The organism is Streptococcus sp. OMI750 (assembly GCF_047463895.1).
GTDB lineage: Bacteria > Bacillota > Bacilli > Lactobacillales > Streptococcaceae > Streptococcus.
In genome coordinates, this window is the sequence record NZ_JASHCZ010000003.1 from 243,487 (window position 1) to 261,861 (window position 18,375).

At 42.8% G+C, this 18,375-nt stretch carries 15 protein-coding genes and 1 pseudogene; 2 read left to right on the plus strand and 14 right to left on the minus strand.

Annotated elements, in window-relative coordinates:
• Positions 1-172 precede the first annotated feature (172 nt).
• The gene (gene pbp1b / locus QM830_RS07800) at positions 173-2,614 is read right to left on the minus strand and encodes a penicillin-binding protein PBP1B (RefSeq protein WP_414326355.1); all 2,442 of its coding nucleotides are present in this window, start codon (positions 2,612-2,614) and stop codon (positions 173-175) included.
• A gap of 182 nt (positions 2,615-2,796) precedes the next feature.
• Between pbp1b and tyrS the strand changes: the two genes are divergently transcribed.
• Positions 2,797-4,053, plus strand: a complete 1,257-nt coding sequence (gene tyrS / locus QM830_RS07805) for a tyrosine--tRNA ligase (RefSeq protein WP_003004779.1) — start codon at positions 2,797-2,799, stop codon at positions 4,051-4,053.
• A 62-nt stretch (positions 4,054-4,115) separates the two neighbouring features.
• Here tyrS and QM830_RS07810 read toward each other — a convergent pair whose 3' ends face one another.
• The 5 genes and pseudogenes from QM830_RS07810 to QM830_RS07830 all read right to left on the minus strand — a co-directional run.
• Complete coding sequence (locus QM830_RS07810) at positions 4,116-4,529, minus strand: DUF3021 domain-containing protein (RefSeq protein WP_009732058.1); 414 nt, start codon at positions 4,527-4,529, stop codon at positions 4,116-4,118.
• Positions 4,530-4,538: 9 nt separating this feature from the next.
• Positions 4,539-4,994, minus strand: coding sequence for a LytTR family DNA-binding domain-containing protein (locus QM830_RS07815; RefSeq protein WP_009732057.1), 456 nt, complete (start codon positions 4,992-4,994; stop codon positions 4,539-4,541).
• Between the two features lie 18 nt (positions 4,995-5,012).
• Positions 5,013-5,855 carry an ABC transporter permease gene (locus QM830_RS07820; RefSeq protein WP_009732056.1) on the minus strand — a complete coding sequence of 281 codons (843 nt, stop codon included), beginning with the start codon at positions 5,853-5,855 and terminating at the stop codon, positions 5,013-5,015.
• Positions 5,855-6,721, minus strand: a complete 867-nt coding sequence (locus QM830_RS07825) for an ATP-binding cassette domain-containing protein (protein WP_009732055.1) — start codon at positions 6,719-6,721, stop codon at positions 5,855-5,857. Before QM830_RS07825 ends, QM830_RS07820 begins: the two co-directional genes overlap by 1 nt.
• Positions 6,722-6,846: 125 nt before the next feature.
• A pseudogene (locus tag QM830_RS07830) lies at positions 6,847-6,954 on the minus strand (winged helix-turn-helix transcriptional regulator); the annotation flags it as partial.
• 37 nt (positions 6,955-6,991) lie between these two features.
• On the opposite strand from QM830_RS07830, the gene QM830_RS07835 reads away from it, so the two are divergent.
• Complete coding sequence (locus QM830_RS07835) at positions 6,992-7,846, plus strand: putative RNA methyltransferase (RefSeq protein WP_009732054.1); 855 nt, start codon at positions 6,992-6,994, stop codon at positions 7,844-7,846.
• 330 nt (positions 7,847-8,176) lie between these two features.
• On the opposite strand, the gene QM830_RS07840 is transcribed toward QM830_RS07835, so the two are convergent.
• The 8 genes from QM830_RS07840 to QM830_RS07875 form a co-directional block, all read right to left on the minus strand.
• Positions 8,177-9,481: a response regulator transcription factor gene (locus tag QM830_RS07840; protein ID WP_414326359.1), complete on the minus strand. Its 1,305-nt coding sequence runs from the start codon at positions 9,479-9,481 to the stop codon at positions 8,177-8,179.
• A 10-nt stretch (positions 9,482-9,491) separates the two neighbouring features.
• Positions 9,492-11,138, minus strand: coding sequence for a histidine kinase (locus QM830_RS07845; protein WP_414326361.1), 1,647 nt, complete (start codon positions 11,136-11,138; stop codon positions 9,492-9,494).
• A gap of 2 nt (positions 11,139-11,140) precedes the next feature.
• Positions 11,141-11,752 carry a YesL family protein gene (locus tag QM830_RS07850; protein ID WP_414326363.1) on the minus strand — a complete coding sequence of 204 codons (612 nt, stop codon included), beginning with the start codon at positions 11,750-11,752 and terminating at the stop codon, positions 11,141-11,143.
• Positions 11,753-11,922: 170 nt separating this feature from the next.
• Positions 11,923-13,404, minus strand: a complete 1,482-nt coding sequence (locus QM830_RS07855) for an ABC transporter substrate-binding protein (protein ID WP_009732050.1) — start codon at positions 13,402-13,404, stop codon at positions 11,923-11,925.
• A 78-nt stretch (positions 13,405-13,482) separates the two neighbouring features.
• Complete coding sequence (locus QM830_RS07860) at positions 13,483-14,415, minus strand: carbohydrate ABC transporter permease (RefSeq protein WP_414326365.1); 933 nt, start codon at positions 14,413-14,415, stop codon at positions 13,483-13,485.
• A 13-nt stretch (positions 14,416-14,428) separates the two neighbouring features.
• Positions 14,429-15,358 carry an ABC transporter permease gene (locus QM830_RS07865; protein WP_414326367.1) on the minus strand — a complete coding sequence of 310 codons (930 nt, stop codon included), beginning with the start codon at positions 15,356-15,358 and terminating at the stop codon, positions 14,429-14,431.
• 225 nt (positions 15,359-15,583) lie between these two features.
• Entirely contained in the window at positions 15,584-17,464 is a 1,881-nt protein-coding gene (locus tag QM830_RS07870) for a beta-N-acetylhexosaminidase (RefSeq protein ID WP_414326369.1), read from the minus strand.
• Positions 17,458-18,327 carry an ROK family protein gene (locus tag QM830_RS07875; RefSeq protein WP_254728580.1) on the minus strand — a complete coding sequence of 290 codons (870 nt, stop codon included), beginning with the start codon at positions 18,325-18,327 and terminating at the stop codon, positions 17,458-17,460. Before QM830_RS07875 ends, QM830_RS07870 begins: the two co-directional genes overlap by 7 nt.
• Positions 18,328-18,375 lie beyond the last annotated feature (48 nt).

Sequence of the window (18,375 nt, forward strand, 5' to 3'; positions counted from 1 at the left end):
AAAATAGACACAAAAAGAGCAGCTAAATCGACTTATTCAAGTAAGATTTAACTGCTGTAAGCTCTTATTTGGACAATATTTCAAATAAAGCACACGACAAATTAGTTACACCCATTATACCGTATTTCCCTTCAAAAATCAAGGCTTTGGCCAGGTTTTCTACTGGATGCGATTACCGTTGATTGCCTCGATTTGAGTTGCTTCGATTGGAACTATTGGTCGTCGTATTGTTCTTATTGTTGCTTTGATTGCCACCTGCATTGCCTAGAATCGCTGCCCAAGCGCTTTGGTAATCGCTATCCGATCCCCCGATGGCAAAGCGGTATTGAGTGGTAGGGGCTCCATTTTTGGCCCACAGACTGGTCACCGTTTGACCACTCAGATCGATATCTCGGCCATTGACATTGACGCGGCCCGGTCTTTCACCGGTCGATTTGAGCACTTCAGAACGGATCACACTCTTATCGAGAGTAAATTTATCCTGAATCCCAAAGAGACTTGGATCTGCTTGGTAGATTGCATTGGCTAACTGCGCCATGTATTGAGCATTGTTGTTGTAGCCTGTCAAGGTTTGCATGGAAGCATTGTTGTCATGGCCGATCCAACCTCCTAAAGAAACATTTGGAGTGGACAACATCAACCACATATCCCCGTTTGAGTTGGTGGTACCAGTTTTTCCAATCCAGTCAGCACCTGCCAGCGTTGGGTTGACTTGGCTAATCCGTGACTTAAAGGTCGTTGTGGCACCTGACGTAATCACCCCACGCAAGAGATCCTGCAGAATAGTTGCTGTTGCTGGAGAGTAAACACGAACAGGATCTGCTTCATGCTTGTAGACCACATCTCCATCACGATCGATAATTTGCTCTACCATGTAGCGCTTGAGGTAGTTCCCATTATTGGCAATGGTTTGGAAGCCATTGGTATGTTGGGCAACCGTGACCTCAATTCCTCCCCCCATCGGCAGACTCTCAATTCCGTACTCTGAAATATCATAACCCATCTTCTTCATGTAGGAGGGAACATCTACGCCCTGTTCACGAAGGGTCTGGTAGGTCCAGTAAGCAGGGATATTCCAAGAGGTATTTAGAGCTTCACGGAGGTCCATCATAGCCGTTCCTCGACTATCCACGTGCATGATCGGCTCACCACTAGAGAAATTGGTTGGATAGTTTGATAGGATGCTATTGCTTCCCATCAAACCTTGGTCGATGGCAATCCCATAGGCCAATAATGGTTTAATCGTCGATCCAGGTGATCGCTCTGTGTCAAAAGCATGGTTGTTTTGGTTGCCATCAAAATTACGTCCACCAATAAAGCCTAAAATCGCGCCCGTGCGATTGTCCATGAGGACATTACCGACTTCTACAAGACCCGTTCCATCATCCAAGACGCTTCCAAAATTTGCTACTGCTGCCTGCATCGCATTGTGAACCGGTTTGTTAATGGTTGTTTGAATGGTATAGCCACCTTCACGCAACTCGTTTTCAGCCAATTCTTGATAGGCTTTGACGGTTTCATTATTTTTCAAGTCTTGCTTGGTCACATTGTCCCGCTTGATCAAGTAATCATACATGGCCTCTTTGGCCTCTTGCATGGCCTGGAAATAGAGATAATCATGAGGTGTTTTCTCGATGCCATCAGGGGCAATGAAATCTTTGGTTAAATCATACTGAACGTAGGACTCGTAGTCTTTTTTCGACAAAACTCCTGTCCGGTACATATTGAACAAGACGTCTTTGGCACGCGCCAAACCTAACTCGAGGTTCTCCTTGCTCTTTAAACTACCATCTGCCGCGTAAGGAGAATAGACAATTGGACTCTGTGGCAACCCAGCGATAAAGGCCGCTTGCGGAATGGTCAAATCTTTTGCAGAAACCCCAAAGATCCCTTGGGCTGCTGCTTCGACACCTGCAATATTTTGTCCCCGATTGTTCCGTCCAAAAGGTGAGACATTTAGGTAAGTGGTGAGGATTTCATTCTTATCCATCCCCCGCTCCAAGGCCAGAGCATCGACAATTTCTGTCGCCTTACGTGTAAAGGTTGGAGCATCTCCGACAACTTGCTGTTTGATCAACTGTTGAGTTAGGGTTGATCCTCCACTAGAGGAACCCACACCGGCTACCGATCCAAGTGTTGCCCGCAGAACTGCTTTGGGCACAACCCCCTTGTGACTTTCAAAATTCTCATCTTCGGTTGCAATTACAGCCTTTTTGACATTGTCTGAAATGGCATCTCCAGTGACGGGAATCCGGATTAAATCACTATCTACTTCAGCAATCAGGCTCTTATCGGAATAGGTCAGTTTTGAAACCCTGCTTACATTGCGGACCTGTTGGATCAACTCCTCTGTCTTTGGAACTTTGACATTACTAAAGAGACTCGCCGCATAGCCAATCCCGATCCCTGCACCAAATAAGAAGAGACAAATCAACAGGGCAATCATCACATCCCACAGGAGTTTGAGGGTCCGTAAAAAGGTCGCAAAAATATCGCCAACAGACCATCTGCTCTCTTCATCTTTTTCCTTCTTCGGAGTATCTGTATTCATGTTTGCAAAAAATTTCTGGACTTTCTTCCAAAAATCTTGCAGCTTCTCTTTTAATTGATTCACTAATTCTTTCTCCTTGTTCCCTATATTATAGCAGATTAGGCACCTTGATTTCAATCACAAGAGCGTGGAATTCGTCGCCAATTGTTTTTGAGGAAGCCTAAGAAAATACTGGAAAGCATTGCCATTTCCATGGTTTATGGTAGAATAGAGAAATGAATAAACTTATAAAGGAGAAAAGACACATGCACATTTTTGATGAGCTAAAAGAGCGTGGTTTGGTATTTCAAACGACGGATGAAGAAGCCTTGCGCAAAGCACTGGAAGAAGGTCAGGTTTCTTATTATACTGGTTATGATCCAACTGCTGACAGCCTTCACCTTGGTCACTTGGTTGCCATCTTGACGAGCCGTCGCCTTCAATTAGCAGGCCACAAACCTTATGCGCTCGTTGGCGGTGCGACTGGTCTCATTGGTGATCCGTCCTTCAAAGATGCTGAACGTAGTCTCCAAACAAAAGAAACTGTACAAGAATGGGTTCGCTCCATTCAAGGGCAATTGTCTCGTTTCCTCGATTTTGAAAATGGTGACAACAAAGCCGAAATGGTCAACAACTACGATTGGTTCGGAAGCATTAGCTTTATTGACTTCCTTCGTGATGTCGGAAAATACTTTACGGTCAATGCTATGATGAGTAAAGAATCTGTTAAAAAACGGATTGAGACAGGGATTTCTTACACAGAGTTTGCCTACCAAATTATGCAAGGTTATGACTTCTACGTCCTCAACCAAGAACACAATGTAACCCTTCAAATCGGTGGATCTGACCAATGGGGAAACATGACAGCCGGTACTGAGTTGATGCGCCGTAAGGCAGATAAAACTGGTCATGTTATGACTGTGCCTTTGATCACAGATGCAACTGGTAAGAAATTTGGAAAATCAGAAGGAAACGCCGTCTGGCTCAATGCAGACAAAACATCTCCATACGAAATGTACCAATTCTGGATGAATGTGATGGATGCGGATGCTGTGCGCTTCTTGAAAATCTTCACTTTCTTGTCACTTGATGAGATTGAAGAGATCCGCAAACAGTTTGAAGCGGCGCCACACGAACGCTTGGCTCAAAAGATCTTGGCGCGTGAAGTGGTTACCCTTGTCCACGGCGAAGAAGCCTACAAGGAAGCCCTCAACATCACAGAACAACTCTTTGCAGGAAACATCAAAAACCTTTCTGTCAAAGAACTCAAACAAGGCCTTCGTGGTGTGCCAAACTACCAGGTCCAAGCAGAAGACAACCTCAACATTGTTGAACTCTTGGTCACAGCTGGTGTGGTAAATTCTAAACGCCAAGCCCGCGAAGATGTTCAAAATGGAGCTATCTACGTCAATGGCGAACGCATCCAAGACCTTGACTATGTCTTGAGCGATAGCGATAAATTAGAAAATGAATTGACCGTTATCCGTCGCGGTAAGAAAAAATACTTTGTTTTGACTTATTAAGAAAGTAAAACCACGAAGTTTCATATGAACTTCGTGGTTTTCTTATACACTTTTTTCTGAGACTATTTCCCTTTTCTGCGATGCAACAAAGCTTGGTTGATTCGTTGAGTTTTTTTATGGAGTTGCCAAATCTGGTACAGCCAGATCAGGCCGTATATTGCTAGAAAGATCAACCAAGGAATCGGACTCCGTAAGGCTGCCCCCCAGCCAAAAAATAAGTAGGTCAATGCTAAGATGGCAGCTGTCACAACTAAATGCAAAGCCACACGTAAACTATAGGTCAAAAACTCTTCTTCCTCAAGAATGAACGTCAAGACTCCCATTGTTCCACTCATTAAAAAGATCGCTAAGATGTTGCGTACATTCACGGCAGGATATACGATGTTGGTGTAGACATGGGATAATAACACCAAACACAAATAAAAGAAGGATCCTGTCCTCATACCAGATACAAAATAAGCTATAACTCGTTTCATCACTTTCTCCTATACCCCTAAATAATCCATCAAGGATTTGACATATTTCCGACTGACACTTGATTTTACTCCGCGTGTCAGTTTAGCCATCATATTGCCTGAAAAACTATCCGATAGCGATTCCAAATGGTCGATATTCATCACCGCGTGGCGGGATATCTGTAAAAAATTACGACGATTAATCCGATGTTGAAAATTTGTCAAAGTATCTCTGACGGTGAACGTTTTGTCTGTCGTATAAATGGTTAGCTGATTCTTATCAATCTCGGCTAGAATAATGTCATCAATTTTCACCATGATCAAATGATCATCTGTTTTGATAGGGATCACTACTTGATTCACTGTCGAAAATTGTTCGAGATAGTCCATCACCTCTCGTGCTTGATCAGATAAATGCTTGGCTTGAATGACCACACAGGGGTCGTTTTCTGGGATATCTTGTTTTTCCTCAAAACGAATCTTCATTCCTACTCCAATTCTCACTTACTTTCTTTTACTCGATCTTTTTGCCAAGGAAATCCAAATCCCCAAAGCTAGAAGAATACCTCCTAACACTATAAGGTATGTTTGTTCCTTTGTCAATAAAGCTTGCCATTTGAGCTGAACACCCATTTTTTCTTGAAATTCTCGAAGAAGATCATCTCGCCCCTTAAAGGTTTCGCTCACTGCTTCTTTCATGAGGACTTGTCGATAAAGTGCAGCAATATAAGTTGCTGGAGTACATTTCATTAGTAGTTGTGCAAAATCAGGTAAAACACCTAAAGGTACATAAGTCCCTACCAAAAAACCAGAAGCTGTACCCACTATGGTCGCAAACTTCCCCAAACTGTCTACGGATTGGAAAAAATAAACAAAAATGGCATTCACTAAACTAGAAAGCAGGCTACTAAGCAGCATGATGAGGAGCACCTCAGGTAATAGAGAAAGGGTTGGAACTTCTCTAAAATAGCCACACATCAGTACATACATTAGGACTTGCATGAAAAAAGAGATGATGATTGCGCTCGTTAGATACGAAAATGCTAACCGCCACTTCCCTTGATCCGATAAATAAAGATCCTGATCTACTTGATGTTCACGATCCTTTACTAGCTGAGTCAGGGCAGCCAGACTTGTCGTAATCCCTGTCACAGCCAGCGTCCCACTCATTAACCAATTATTTAACACAGGACCACTATTAGGTAGCTGAGCCCAAGCATCTGTTAGATTTTTTTGAAGAAAAATAATATAGAGAACAAAGGAAATCAAGGCTCCCAACAGGGAGAAGAAAACTCCTGAACGATTCCTAAAATACAATAAAAAATTTCGTTTTAGTAAGGCTAGCATTAGCGGACCTCCCTTCCTGTAAGTGCAATAAAGGCATCATCCATGGTCCCTGGACGAAACTCAAAATGGGCTAGATTATCTCTAACTTGCGCCAAGTAATCAATGGCTTCCCTTTCACTCTCGGGTTGAAGAACATACTCCAATTGACTTTGTTGCTCTACTGACATTCCCGAAGATTTGAGACTTTCTATCTGCTGTCTCTCCTTGAAACGAATCTTTAAGATATTAGTAGCATACTGGCTCTTAATATCTAGTGCCGATCCTTGAGCAATCACTTTCCCATGATCTACAATATAAATTTGATCAGCTTCATCTGCTTCGTCAAGATAATGCGTGGTCAATACAACGGTCATTCCCTCTTCTCTCTGCAATTGATAGAGCAAATCCCAAATAGACTTCCGAGTTTGAATGTCTAAACCTGTCGTTGGCTCATCTAAGAACAGAAGATCTGGACCATGCAGTAGAGCACGCGCAATGTCAACCCGACGCTTTTGGCCACCTGAAAGTGTCCCATATTTCTGCTTTTGAAAAGCTGATAGCCCTAGTCGATCAATAAGATCAGACACACGATTTGGTTTTAGTCCTTTATACTGTCTGGCACGAATGGTCAGATTTTCCCTAACCGTCAGCATCTCATCTAAAACACTGGTTTGGAAGACCACACCAATTTTAGTACCGGGTTCATAGATTATTTCGCCTTGCGTTGGTTGTTTCAAACCGATCAACATAGAAATCGTCGTTGATTTCCCCGCCCCATTTGGTCCTAGAATCGCATTAAACGTTCCCTTTTCAAACTGTAGGTGAATATGATCAACCACTAGATGATTTCCATACCGTTTACTGATGTTTTTAGCTTGTAATATCATGTTCTCTCTCCTTTTTGACAGTATCAGTCTAGCAAAAAAGCCACTTAAAAAACGACTTTTGGGGATAAGTGGTCAAAATGAAGAGATGAGTGGCAAGATGAAAGAGACAAAAAGAAGAAGAAAATTTATTGCAGCCATTCTTTTCCCCATTGATTCAAGTCCTTTAAAATCGGCATCAGTGATTTGCCTTTTTCTGTCAGCTCATATTCTGTATGGTGCTCTATTAGAGCATCGGTTGCTATCTAGAAGCTCTTTTGTTACACTACTAATATGAATACACCGATTAAACCAAAATTACAACGATTTCAAACAGCCACTGCTTTTGCCTGTCCCATCTGTCAATTGGACCTAGAACTTGCGGGGACCAGTTTTAAATGTCCCAAGGGCCATTCTTTTGATTTAGCGAAATTTGGCTATGTCAACCTAGCTCCCCAGATCAAACAATCGAAGGACTATGACAAAGAAAATTTCCAGAATCGCCAGCTGATCTTAGAAGCAGGTTTTTATGAGCCGATTCTAACAGCGATCGGACAAAAAATTCCGACCAGTGATGCTAAGATTTTAGATATCGGATGTGGGGAAGGCTATTACTCCCGTAAACTACAAGAGGCTTATCCCGAAGCTACTTTCTATGCATTCGATCTTTCCAAGGAATCTGTGCAACTAGCTGCCAAGAGTGACGCTAACTGGAAGGTCAATTGGTTTGTAGGAGACTTGGCTCATTTACCCATTCAATTCAAAAGTATGGAGGTCATTTTGGACATCTTCTCCCCAGCTAATTACGCTGAATTTGAGCGTGTCTTAAAGGATGAAGGGGTGATCATTAAGGTCGTCCCAACCTCTTCTCATCTGAAAGAAATTCGTCAGTTGGCCCAAGATCAATTGACCAAGCAATCCTACTCCAACCAGGAAATTTTGGAGCACTTTGAAGACCACTGCCAGATCCTCTCATCCGAAACGATCAGCCTCACCAAGAATTTAACTCCTGAAGAACGCCAAGCGCTCCTCGCCATGACCCCCCTTCTATTTCACGTAGACCAAGAAAAAATCGATTGGACCCAACTCACAGAAATCACCATCGAAGCTAAGCTTCTGGTTGGGAAAATCAAGACACAAAGGACGTAGCGGATAAAGTCAAAATAGGGTATTTGATGCAGAATCATTAGATTCTAGGAGGATACATCTTTATAAATCTAATCAAATCCTAAAAAACTTCATTCGTTAGAATTATCCAATCATCTACTGAACTTTCCGCCGTGAAAAATTACCTGAAACACATTTGTTTCAAGTACTCGGAATTATTGAAACCTTAGGTTCAATAATTAGTCATGGAACTTCCTGGATTGCTGAAATCATCCACTGGACAATTTCACCTAACGTCCGTACTCACCTAAGGAAAGTTTTTAAGAAGACTTTGTCTTCAATTAAAAGGCTGAGACAAATCGTCTCAGCCTTTTACTCATCTTCTGTATGCTCTATCATAACTTGTAAACGATAGGTTTTAGGAGATTTTCCACAGAGTTTACGGAAAACCTTGTAGAAATAGCCAACATTACTGTAGCCGACCTTGTAGCAGATATCCTCAATACTGTCATTGCTCGATAAGAGGAGCTGCTGGGCAGCCTTGATCCGCTGTTTGTTTAGGAGTTCTGCGAAAGTTGCGTTGGTTTCGCGTTTAATCAATTGTCCTAAATAGACTGGATTGATAAAGAGTTCACGACTGATGTCTTTGAGTGACAGCTCTTTTTGGTAATCACGGCTAATCACTTGGAGGACACTCGCTACATTTTCGTTCATCCGATAGTGGGATAAGAAACGGGACAACTCTTCCTGGATGAAGCCAAGCATATCGCTAAAGGTAGCAGCTTCTTGGACTTTCTTGACCACATCAGCCAAATCATCTCCTTGCAGGTATTCAAACAAATGAAAGACATCCATCAAAAATTGGATAAAGAGCTGCTTGGTCAGCGAAACCTTAGGTGTCTTCTCAAGAATCATTTTTTCCAACCAGTCCAGTTCTTCTAAGATCTGTTGGATATTTCCTTGCATGATCACCCGGTAGGCCGGCTCGTAGTAATGGAAGACCTCTTCATCTTGATTGAGAGGGGTCGCCCCATAAAAGAGACTCCGCTCCACTAGGTCCTTAAATTGATGAAAGTGCTCCTTATAAGGAGGCTCAAAGGCCTTCTCAATCATGGCATCTTCTTTTTGATCCGAGATAAAGAGTTGAAGATTTTGCCCAAGAACTTGGTAAGACGAGCTGATAAAGCCTTTTTTCTCCTTAGCGACTCCAATCCACAATGAGTTCCGGCCTGCGATATACCGACAAAACTCTTCCTCAGAGATGTCATCGTGAATCAAACGATTGGCCAACTCTTGGCTTGGTTGCTGGATTTGGTGCTGAATTTTTTCTAGGATATTGCCCATCTCCACCTTATTGACAGGTTTGAGCAGGTAGTCTGCCACGCGCAAATTGAGGGCTGTTTTGACATATTCAAAATCCTGATAGCCTGACATAATGATATAGGCAGCATCTGGGATCAAATCCTTCATCTCTGCAATCATCTGAAGTCCGGTCTTTCCAGGCATATTGACATCCGTGATCACCACATCCACCGGATGTTCTCGCACATAATCAAGGGCCTGGTCTGCATCTTCAGCAGTTGCGACCACTTCCATATTCCAGTGGTCAAAGGGGATTAATTTTTTTAACCCTTCTGTAATCATATACTCATCGTCTACTAATAAGACTTTGTACATTCTATCTCCTTTATTCATCTTGAATGGTTATCGTATAGGTCACTCCATGGTGAGGTTGGGAGAAGACTTGGATATGGTAGCGATCTCCAAAATAGAGTAGCATGCGTTCATGAACATTGATAATTCCGATGGACTGCCGCCCACTCTTTTCTTCGATTTCTGAGCGTGGATTGCGATTGGCTAGTATCTCTTGAATGCTTTCTAGCTGTTCTTCTTCCATCCCGCGCCCATTATCAGTAACTAGAATCATGACTTGCCCTTCTCCTTGCAAGACTTTGACACTAATCACATTGTCCTTGCGTTTGTGGTCCACTCCATGGGCAAAATAGTTCTCGACCAAAGGCTGGATGGTGAATTTTGGAATCTTCATTTTTTCCAAGCCTAGATCGATCTTAAAGCCATAGGCGATCGATTTGGGATAACGCACCATACAGAGGTAGCTGTATTTGCGACAAAATTCGAGCTCATTGTCAACTGTCGTCACTCGCTCATCTGAGATATTATTGCGCAAGAGACTACTAAACTCATAAATAATATCACCCAACTCTTCTTGCTCTTGCATGACGGCATACATGCGGATAAATTCCAGTGTATTGTACATGAAGTGGGGATTGATCTGGGCTTGTAGGGCCCGCATATTGGCATCTTTTTGGCTGAGCTGCAGCTGGTAGATATCCCGAATATTCTTATCCATATTGTCTAACATGGTATTGATCATATTACCAATAACCAGCAGTTCTTGGTCCTTGGTCGAGGTATCAATCCGTCGTTCACTATCGCCTTGACTGATCAGATTCATGGTATCGACCAAATCGAGGACTTGACGCCGGTAATTTTTGAAAATCTGACCTAATAACAAGTAAAGGATCAAGAAAATCAGGAAAGCAATGGAGAGAAAAGTGGTCAAGTTAGCTAGACCCTTCTTGACCAGATAACTTTCAGAAACAGCTACATCCACCTTGTAGCCATAGATCGTGCTACGGGTTTGCCATTTAACATCTTTTGATTGCTCCTTATCCCCTTCATGGTACATCTCTTTCCCAAAGGGAGTGAAGATCCGTACAGCGATCGGAAGATCGCCTCTGGCATTGTCAATCGCTGCTGTCAATATTTCTTGGTCCAAAGTCAAATAAGCAATCCCAATTCCCGCACCCGTGGTCGGATCTGTCAAAGGAACAGGGATGGCGGTCGCAGGAGCCTGGTAATGATCTGCCGAGACCTGTTTGCCACCTTTGGATTGCCGCGTAGAGACAAAAACTGTCTTGTAGTCAGACAAGGTGATATCGATCCCCTCGATATTTTTATTGCTCAAATAGAGGCTATCAATATTCTTATGTAGGGACAATTGGATATAAGAAGGGAATTGGGCATTCAGCCGCCAGGTCTCATACTCCGATGGTGACAAGGTAAAATAGCGATAAAGTCCTTCTAATTTTGCAGGATTTTCAACAAGACTACGCCCTTCTTGGGTAACCCGTTGGTAAGAGGTCTCAAGATCCGTCACGACTTCTGTCAAGACCCGTTGGGCGATCCGATCAGCTTCCGCTTGTTGGTTTTTCCAAGAGATCCCTGCTACGACCAGACCCATAATGGTCAAAATGACTACCATAACATAGGCATAGAATTTTAAAAGCGTACTTAACCAGATTTTTTTCATCGTTAAGGTACCAATTTTTCGTGAATACTTTGATAAACAGGATCAAAGATATCATTGACAAAGAAATGCCAGACGCCGATCAAGACAAAAAAGAGAAGGGCGGGCATATAGTAACTGATAACCCCCAGTAAGGCTGTCCCAAGAATCAGCTTGAGAATCGGACGAATGTCTAACAACATTCCGATCAAACTGAGCTTAATACTATTGACATAAGAGAGATCGAAATGAACTTGCAATTTCAAATAAACGGCGTAAGCTAGAGGTGCAACCAAAAGGAAAACCAGATTAAACAAGAGAACCAAAATTTGGAAGAAATTCAAGTGAGGAATCTGGATCAAGAGATACATGCCATAGATTAGCACTCCTTCAACAGCGAAAAAGGAGTAAAAGACTTGATTGGCTGGTACAAAATTTTCTTTGAACAATTCCCAAGCGCGTGACCAATGGTAGTCTTTGTAGGTCATGCCATTTTCCGCATAGAGGCTCATGACAGTAGCACCGGCTGGTCCCACTCCAAAAAGGACTCCTCCACAAATCGTCAAGATCCAAAAAATCCCTGTTACCAGCATGGCAACGTAGACTCTCGTAAATATGAGCTCGATGATTTTCCCCATCGTTCAACCTCTTTTCCTATTCGTCATTCTATTATATCATAACTATAAAACGTTTTCACACACTTACAATGGTACTCTAACATTTTAATTCTCATTTACATGATTCATTTTCATAAGGAAACAAAAAGACTCTGGAGATCCCTCCAAAGCCTTTTTACACGACCTGTTTCTTATTTTTTAGAAGCAAGGTATTCGTCGTATTGTTTTTGCATTTCGTCAAGCACTTTTTGGTAAGCACCTTCTGATTTCAATTTTTCAAGCATCTTAGGAACTTCTACTTCAGGATCCACAGTACCAGTATTGATCGCACCTGCGAATTGGTTCAAAGTATTTGTAAGAGCAGTGATTTCTGATTTCACATTATCTGTGTTAAAGATGAAACCTAATGCTGGAGATTCTTTTGCAGTTTCCAAGTCTTTCTTAGATTGTGCAATTTGTTCATCCGTTACATTTTCGTTGATGTAAAGAATCCAGTTGTTACCTGTGTTCCATCCAGACATGTGAGTGTTTCCGTTGTAGCCATCCAAGACTTTCACACGGTTTTCTTTACCGTCAACTTTTTCCCAGTTCTTGCCTTCTGGTCCGTACACAAGACCATTCAAGAGTTCTGGGTTTGTATTCAAGAGGTTCAACACTTCCATCGCTTTTTCTTTGTTCTTAGAGTTGTTTGAGATAACAAAGTTAGCTACTTGAGTGGTGTTGTTCTTCTTGTAAAGTTCAGTAAATGGTTTGATATCAATCTTACGGTTTGCTACACGAGTAAGCAAGCTGTTACCGTAGTCAGCTGGCCCTACTGTTTCTTCACGAACCAACCAAGTATCTTGAGAAAGGTCATAACCAGTATCGCTTGTTGCTACGTCTTTTGGAATGTATCCTGCTTCGTAGTATTTGTGAAGAGTCTTCAAGTTTTCTACATAACGAGGGATTGTGTAACGGTCCACGATCTTCGTAGTGTCACCTTTCAAGTCAACAACGAATGGAAGTCCATCAACAGCCACATAGTCGAAGTCATCTGAAGGTCCACCGTAACTCTTGTTCATTGCAAATGGAACAACGTTTGGATCTTTTTCTTTAATGGCTTTCAAGACTGGTTCAAGAGAAGCATAGTCTTTCACGTTTGAGATGTCGATACCATATTTTTCAACAAGTGGTCCGTTGAAGGCAAAGTTTTGAGAAGATGCAACGTTGGCTGCTACTGGAACAGCATAGATCTTGCCGTTTACAGTGTTTCCTTTGATATAAGCTGGGTCAAGCGCTTTGTAAAGGTCTTTTCCTTCTTTCTTGTACAACTCTGTCAAGTCAGCGTAAGCACCTTTTTGAGCATTGATCACGTAGTTATTGGCAAAGGCAATATCATAGTTTTCACCAGATGAGATGATAACGTTCATTTTTTGTGCATAATCACCCCAACCAAGGTATTGGATATCTAATTTAGCACCAACTTTCTTTTCAATGATCTTGTTGGCGTTTTCTAACAAGGTATCCAAGTTATCTGGTTTGTCACCGATTTGGTACATTTTGATGATTGGTTTACCATCTTCTGTTGTTGCTGATTTCTTGTTGTTCCCTGTAAGGTTCCCACAAGCAGCAAGAGTAGCTCCAAGAGCAATGACACTAGCAGATGCTAACGCGTATTTTTTCCAATTTTTCATAAGAAAAATCTCCTTTATGTTATTTTCTTTATAGACTAAGTTATGAGTTGAAAATCATGTTGATTTTCGATTGTTTTCCTATTCTTTCACACCACCGATGGTTAAGCCTTTTACAAAGTAGCGTTGGAAGAATGGATAGAGAATGGCGATTGGCACAGTCGCCACAACCACCATGGCCATACGTCCTGTTTCCCGTGGGATGGATTGTACAGCTCCTGCCAATTGGCCGGATACCCCGACGTTTTTAGCGATGTAATCCATATTGTTTTGGATTTGCATCAAGAGGTATTGCAATGGGTAAAGGTTGTCACTCTTAATATAGAGAAGGGCGTTGAACCAGTCGTTCCAGAATCCCAAAGCGGTAAAGAGACTAATGGTTGCAATCCCTGGGAGAGACAATGGTAAGCAGATTTGGAAGAAGATCCGTGTTTCACTTGCCCCATCGATCCGAGCAGATTCCAGAATGGCTTCCGGAATGGTCCGTTTAAAGAAGGTCCGCATCAAGATGATGTTAAATGGGCTGAGCAACATTGGGATAATCAAAGCCCCGATGGTATCACCTAACTGCAAGAGTTGAGTGGTAACAATGTAGCTTGGTACCAACCCTGCACTAAAGAGCATGCTAAGGAGTGAAAATACGGTAAAAAACTTGCGGTATTTAAAGGTCGTCCGTGAGATCGCATAAGCATAGGTTGTTGTGATAAAGACATTACATGCTGTACCCACAATGGTCACAAACAAGGTAATGAAGAGGGCTTGCAAGATTTTTTCTTTAAACTGTACCAAGAAAAGGTAGCCGTCAAATCCAAATTTTGCTGGCCAGAATTGGAAACCATGGACTGCCAAACTTTGTTCATCTGTCAAAGAGATCATGACAACAAAGATGAAGGGAAGCACACAGGTCAAGCCGACTAGGGTCAACAATAAAGTGAAGAAAAAGTTGCTCTTCTTACTGAAAGAATGGATCCCGACATTATCAATTTTTTCTTTTTGAATGGTTGATTTTTTCATACGATCCTCCTTTCTAGAAGAGAGCAGCATTCTTATCAATGCGACGGGCAATGATATTTGAGATTAACACAAGAACCAGACCGACAACTGATTGGTAAAGCCCTGCTGCCGCAGTCATCCCGATATCCCCTGACTTGGTCAAACCGTTGTAGACATAGACATCTATAACGTTGGTCACACTATAGAGTGCTCCAGCATTATGCGGAATTTGGTAGAAAAGACCGAAGTCTGCGCGGAAGATATTTCCGACTGCAAGAATGGTCAAGACCGTAATCAAGGAAGACAACTGAGGAATGGTGATGTTGCGAATGCGTTGCCACTTAGAGGCACCATCCACGGTCGCTGCTTCATAGAAGGTTGGATCGATTCCCATGATGGTCGCATAGTACATGACACTGCTATAACCAAAGCCTTTCCATATCCCTAGGAAGAGGAGAAGCGCTGGCCAGATCCACAATTCTGAGTAGAAATTGATGGCTTTCATGCCAAATGAAGTTAAGATGTGGTTGACCAATCCTTTGTCTACATTTAGGAAGGCATCGGTGAAGAAGCTGATGATAACCCATGATAGGAAATATGGGAAGAGCATGGAGGTTTGAAGCACCTTGACCACTCTTTTTGATCTCAACTCACTAAAGATGATGGCGATCCCAACGGAAACAATCAATCCTAGGAAGATAAATCCTAAGTTGTACAATACCGTGTTTCTTGTAATAATGTAGGCATCTTTGGAACTAAAGAGGAACTTGAAGTTGTCAAAACCAACCCACTTACTCTTCATAACACTGTCGACGAAGCCTTCTCCTGTGATATGATAGTCCTTAAATGCTACGATATTCCCAAAAACCGGGATATAGAAGAATAAGATTAACCACGCTGCACCAGGTAAGACCATTAAAAGAAAAATGAAATTTTCTCTCAGAGTTCTCACAAACTTTTTCATCTAACTCCCCCCTTTGAGTCTTGAGCGTGTTTATGCATTGATAGCGTTTACATCACTTATTATAAGATAGCCCCTTTCGATTTTCAAACTCCTAATTATAGAAAAAATTCTACAAATTTATGACATAGATTTAAAAAAGGAGTAGAAAAGGGCGATCGTAAACACAGCTCCTCTTTTACTCCTATCGACCGTGGATGAGACTTCTGTCATCCAACTTGGCATTTTTTAGGTCGTATAAATAGTCGAAGCTGTCGCAATAGTATGCCACTGGTTAGCTGTCGTTGCGGCGAAGTCCTTATCTCCGTAGAAATCATTAAATGACAAGATGTCTACTTCTAGTTCGTCGATACGAGAAATTTCACCTGCAAGGTAGGTTTCAATGCGGCTTTCTGCGCGCTTGATCCGTTGCAAGAGGCCTCCCATACGAATGTCTACTGTATCCAAGCCAAAGACCTTATTCTCTTTCAGCCATTGGTCGCTAAAGAGATTGTGGAAGGTTTCGATCTGGCTTCTGAGTTTTGGCAGTTCTTCTCGAGTAATTTGTTGCAAGCTCTCTTTATCGCCTGCATGATAGGCTTGACGAATGCGTCGTCCCACATCCACCTTGCTACTTAAAATAGCATTCAACTGAGCCTGAGTCTCAAAGAGATAAGCATAGACGCCTGCTTTTTCTTTAATAGCAGCAAGAGTCTCAGCTGCTTGGGCAAAGTGGGGTTTATCCTGTTCAGGAGTCATGTGCTTGTCAAGGATTGGACAGAGGACATCCTGATAAAAGACATAACGGTTAGGATTGATCCCACTGAGATTATCTGGTAGGTCTGGCAAGAGATTGGCCAGATCCAGCTGCATGAAGTCCTCAACGGATAGGCCTGTATTGGTCTTGAAGTGGGCAGATAGACGCTCTAAATCATTGCGGTAGCTAAGCTCCGCCCAGATTTGTAAGCTTGGCAGGATAGAAAACTGGGCTGTTTCCCCACCATTGTCCCCCCAACCAGTTACAATCACTTCTTTGATGTTATTGGCACGGCAAGCTTTATTGGCTTCGACTGCAATGAGACGGCTGAAATGGTTGTGTGGTGTAAAACCAATCCACTTCCAAGCTCCACCTGCAAAAGCGATATCCTGGCTAATCTTGTGGTGATTACGGAAGTTACGATTGTATTTTTCTTCGCTATCCTGATAATAATCCCAGTAAACCAAGGTCACACGGTCTTTGAGACGGTCTAAGTAAACACGAGTTTCTTCTGGAATTTCGACATCACGGTCGTACTGGCCATCTGCTGACATGAGTTTGAAGAACATATCGCTCCACATCTGGCAGTGGAAACCATACTTGTCTGCAATATCCAGCACGCGCTCCAAATGTTGGCACATGAGGAGGCTACGGTCCACAACACCGTTTAGGATAAGGTAACGTCCCAAACCAACCAAGTGGGCTTCGTCCATGCCGATATTGACCTTGCGTGTCTGCAGTTTAGACAAAGTCGCAAACATGCCGTCAATTAGGTTGTAAACTTTTTCTTCGCCGATAAGGAGAATGTCCTCTACATCACGGAGTTCTTGCACTTCTTTGACCCCCCATTTGACAAAGGCTGATAAGTGGGCCAAGGTCTGGATACATGGTACAAAGGTCATGTCAAACTGCTGGGCGTAGGCTTCGATTTCCTGTAACTCTTCAGCAGCATAAGCTCCACGGAAATAACCAAAGTAAGGTTGTCCCTCGATTTGATAAGTGTCTTCCATGTAGAGCTCAAAAGTTGAATAACCCATAAGAGCTAAGACCTCAATCATCTGCTTGGCAGATGCGACATTGAGCACGGCATTGCGCGAACAGTCCGCCATATAGGCTAAATCTTCATAGGCCGCCTGCTCTTCAATCTCTACCTTGTCCCCTTCTGCTAAAGCTGTTGCTAGCACAGATAAAGCACGGTAGAGTTGATGCGGTTTACGGTAGGTCAGTTGATACTGCCCCTTCTCCCCCTTGATAGAGATAGAAGCTTGGTCAGACTGAGCGACTGCCACTTCTACATCTGGTAGAGAAATGTGATTTTTTAATACTTCGATAGATTGGGCTTGTTTGGGACTAAGTCCTGTAAAAGTTACCATTGGTTTTCCTCCTGTAACCAGTTGACAAGGGCACCGTAGAGATTGGCATCTGCCTGATAGGTGCAGGCTTGAATGACTGGAGCGATGGTATATTCTTCATATCTGTCCACAAAGGCGTCCACTGCTTTTTGAACCCCTTTGATAAAATCTGGGTTTTGACTGATAGAGCCACCTAGGCTAATCACATCTGGGTCAATGAGATACTGGATATTGAGCAGTCCTTGAGCAAGATTACGATTCATGCGCTCAATGGCTTCCTGGCAAAGGGCATTGCCGGCTGCAGCCTCTTGGTAGACCTTACGTCCATCCCAGTCAGACTGACCTGATTTTTCAATCACATAGCGAACCATGTTTCCTGTAGAAGCGAGTTGTGACCAGTTGTTGAGCTTTTCTGCGGGTTCAATGGTGGTCATATAGCCAAACTCTCCTCCCAATCCATGACGACCTCGGTGAAGCTTGCCATTGATAATCATAGCTCCACCGATCCCTGTACCAATCACGACACAGGCTGCATTTTCAATCTCAGGATGTGCCAGCAGTTCACTCAGTCCAACACAGTTGGCATCATTTTCTAGATGGACAGGTAGTTGGTGATGGGCAAGCGCCTCATACCAAGAAAAACCATGAATATAAGGAATGGCACTGATCCCTTCAATCACACCTGTTTCTTGGTTAACAGCTCCTGGTACACTCATGGCAATCCCACGGTAGTCACGTTCTGACAATAGCTGGTCCAACCAAACCAACAAATCTTCTAGAGTTTTTGGCGTTGGGGTGCTGGCCTTATCTAAAATCTTTCCATCCGGAGTGAGACTAGCAAACTTAATCCCAGTCCCTCCGATATCAATCGTTGCAAGGGTCATGGCTTTTACCTGTAAAAAGGAGCGAGTCAGCAGTCGGTTCTTACTCTT

What these genes read in the sequence shown, in the direction of transcription:
- QM830_RS07850 (WP_414326363.1), bottom strand. Translation starts at nt 11,752, where the DNA reads ATGGGGAAAATCATCGAGCTCATATTTACGAGAGTCTACGTTGCCATG.
- QM830_RS07820 (WP_009732056.1), bottom strand. Translation starts at nt 5,855, where the DNA reads ATGCTAGCCTTACTAAAACGAAATTTTTTATTGTATTTTAGGAATCGT.
- QM830_RS07840 (WP_414326359.1), bottom strand. Translation starts at nt 9,481, where the DNA reads ATGTACAAAGTCTTATTAGTAGACGATGAGTATATGATTACAGAAGGG.
- QM830_RS07860 (WP_414326365.1), bottom strand. Translation starts at nt 14,415, where the DNA reads ATGAAAAAATCAACCATTCAAAAAGAAAAAATTGATAATGTCGGGATC.
- QM830_RS07875 (WP_254728580.1), bottom strand. Translation starts at nt 18,327, where the DNA reads ATGACCCTTGCAACGATTGATATCGGAGGGACTGGGATTAAGTTTGCT.
- tyrS (WP_003004779.1), top strand. Translation starts at nt 2,797, where the DNA reads ATGCACATTTTTGATGAGCTAAAAGAGCGTGGTTTGGTATTTCAAACG.
- QM830_RS07815 (WP_009732057.1), bottom strand. Translation starts at nt 4,994, where the DNA reads ATGAAGATTCGTTTTGAGGAAAAACAAGATATCCCAGAAAACGACCCC.
- QM830_RS07845 (WP_414326361.1), bottom strand. Translation starts at nt 11,138, where the DNA reads ATGAAAAAAATCTGGTTAAGTACGCTTTTAAAATTCTATGCCTATGTT.
- QM830_RS07835 (WP_009732054.1), top strand. Translation starts at nt 6,992, where the DNA reads ATGAATACACCGATTAAACCAAAATTACAACGATTTCAAACAGCCACT.
- QM830_RS07810 (WP_009732058.1), bottom strand. Translation starts at nt 4,529, where the DNA reads ATGAAACGAGTTATAGCTTATTTTGTATCTGGTATGAGGACAGGATCC.
- QM830_RS07865 (WP_414326367.1), bottom strand. Translation starts at nt 15,358, where the DNA reads ATGAAAAAGTTTGTGAGAACTCTGAGAGAAAATTTCATTTTTCTTTTA.
- QM830_RS07855 (WP_009732050.1), bottom strand. Translation starts at nt 13,404, where the DNA reads ATGAAAAATTGGAAAAAATACGCGTTAGCATCTGCTAGTGTCATTGCT.
- QM830_RS07870 (WP_414326369.1), bottom strand. Translation starts at nt 17,464, where the DNA reads ATGGTAACTTTTACAGGACTTAGTCCCAAACAAGCCCAATCTATCGAA.
- QM830_RS07825 (WP_009732055.1), bottom strand. Translation starts at nt 6,721, where the DNA reads ATGATATTACAAGCTAAAAACATCAGTAAACGGTATGGAAATCATCTA.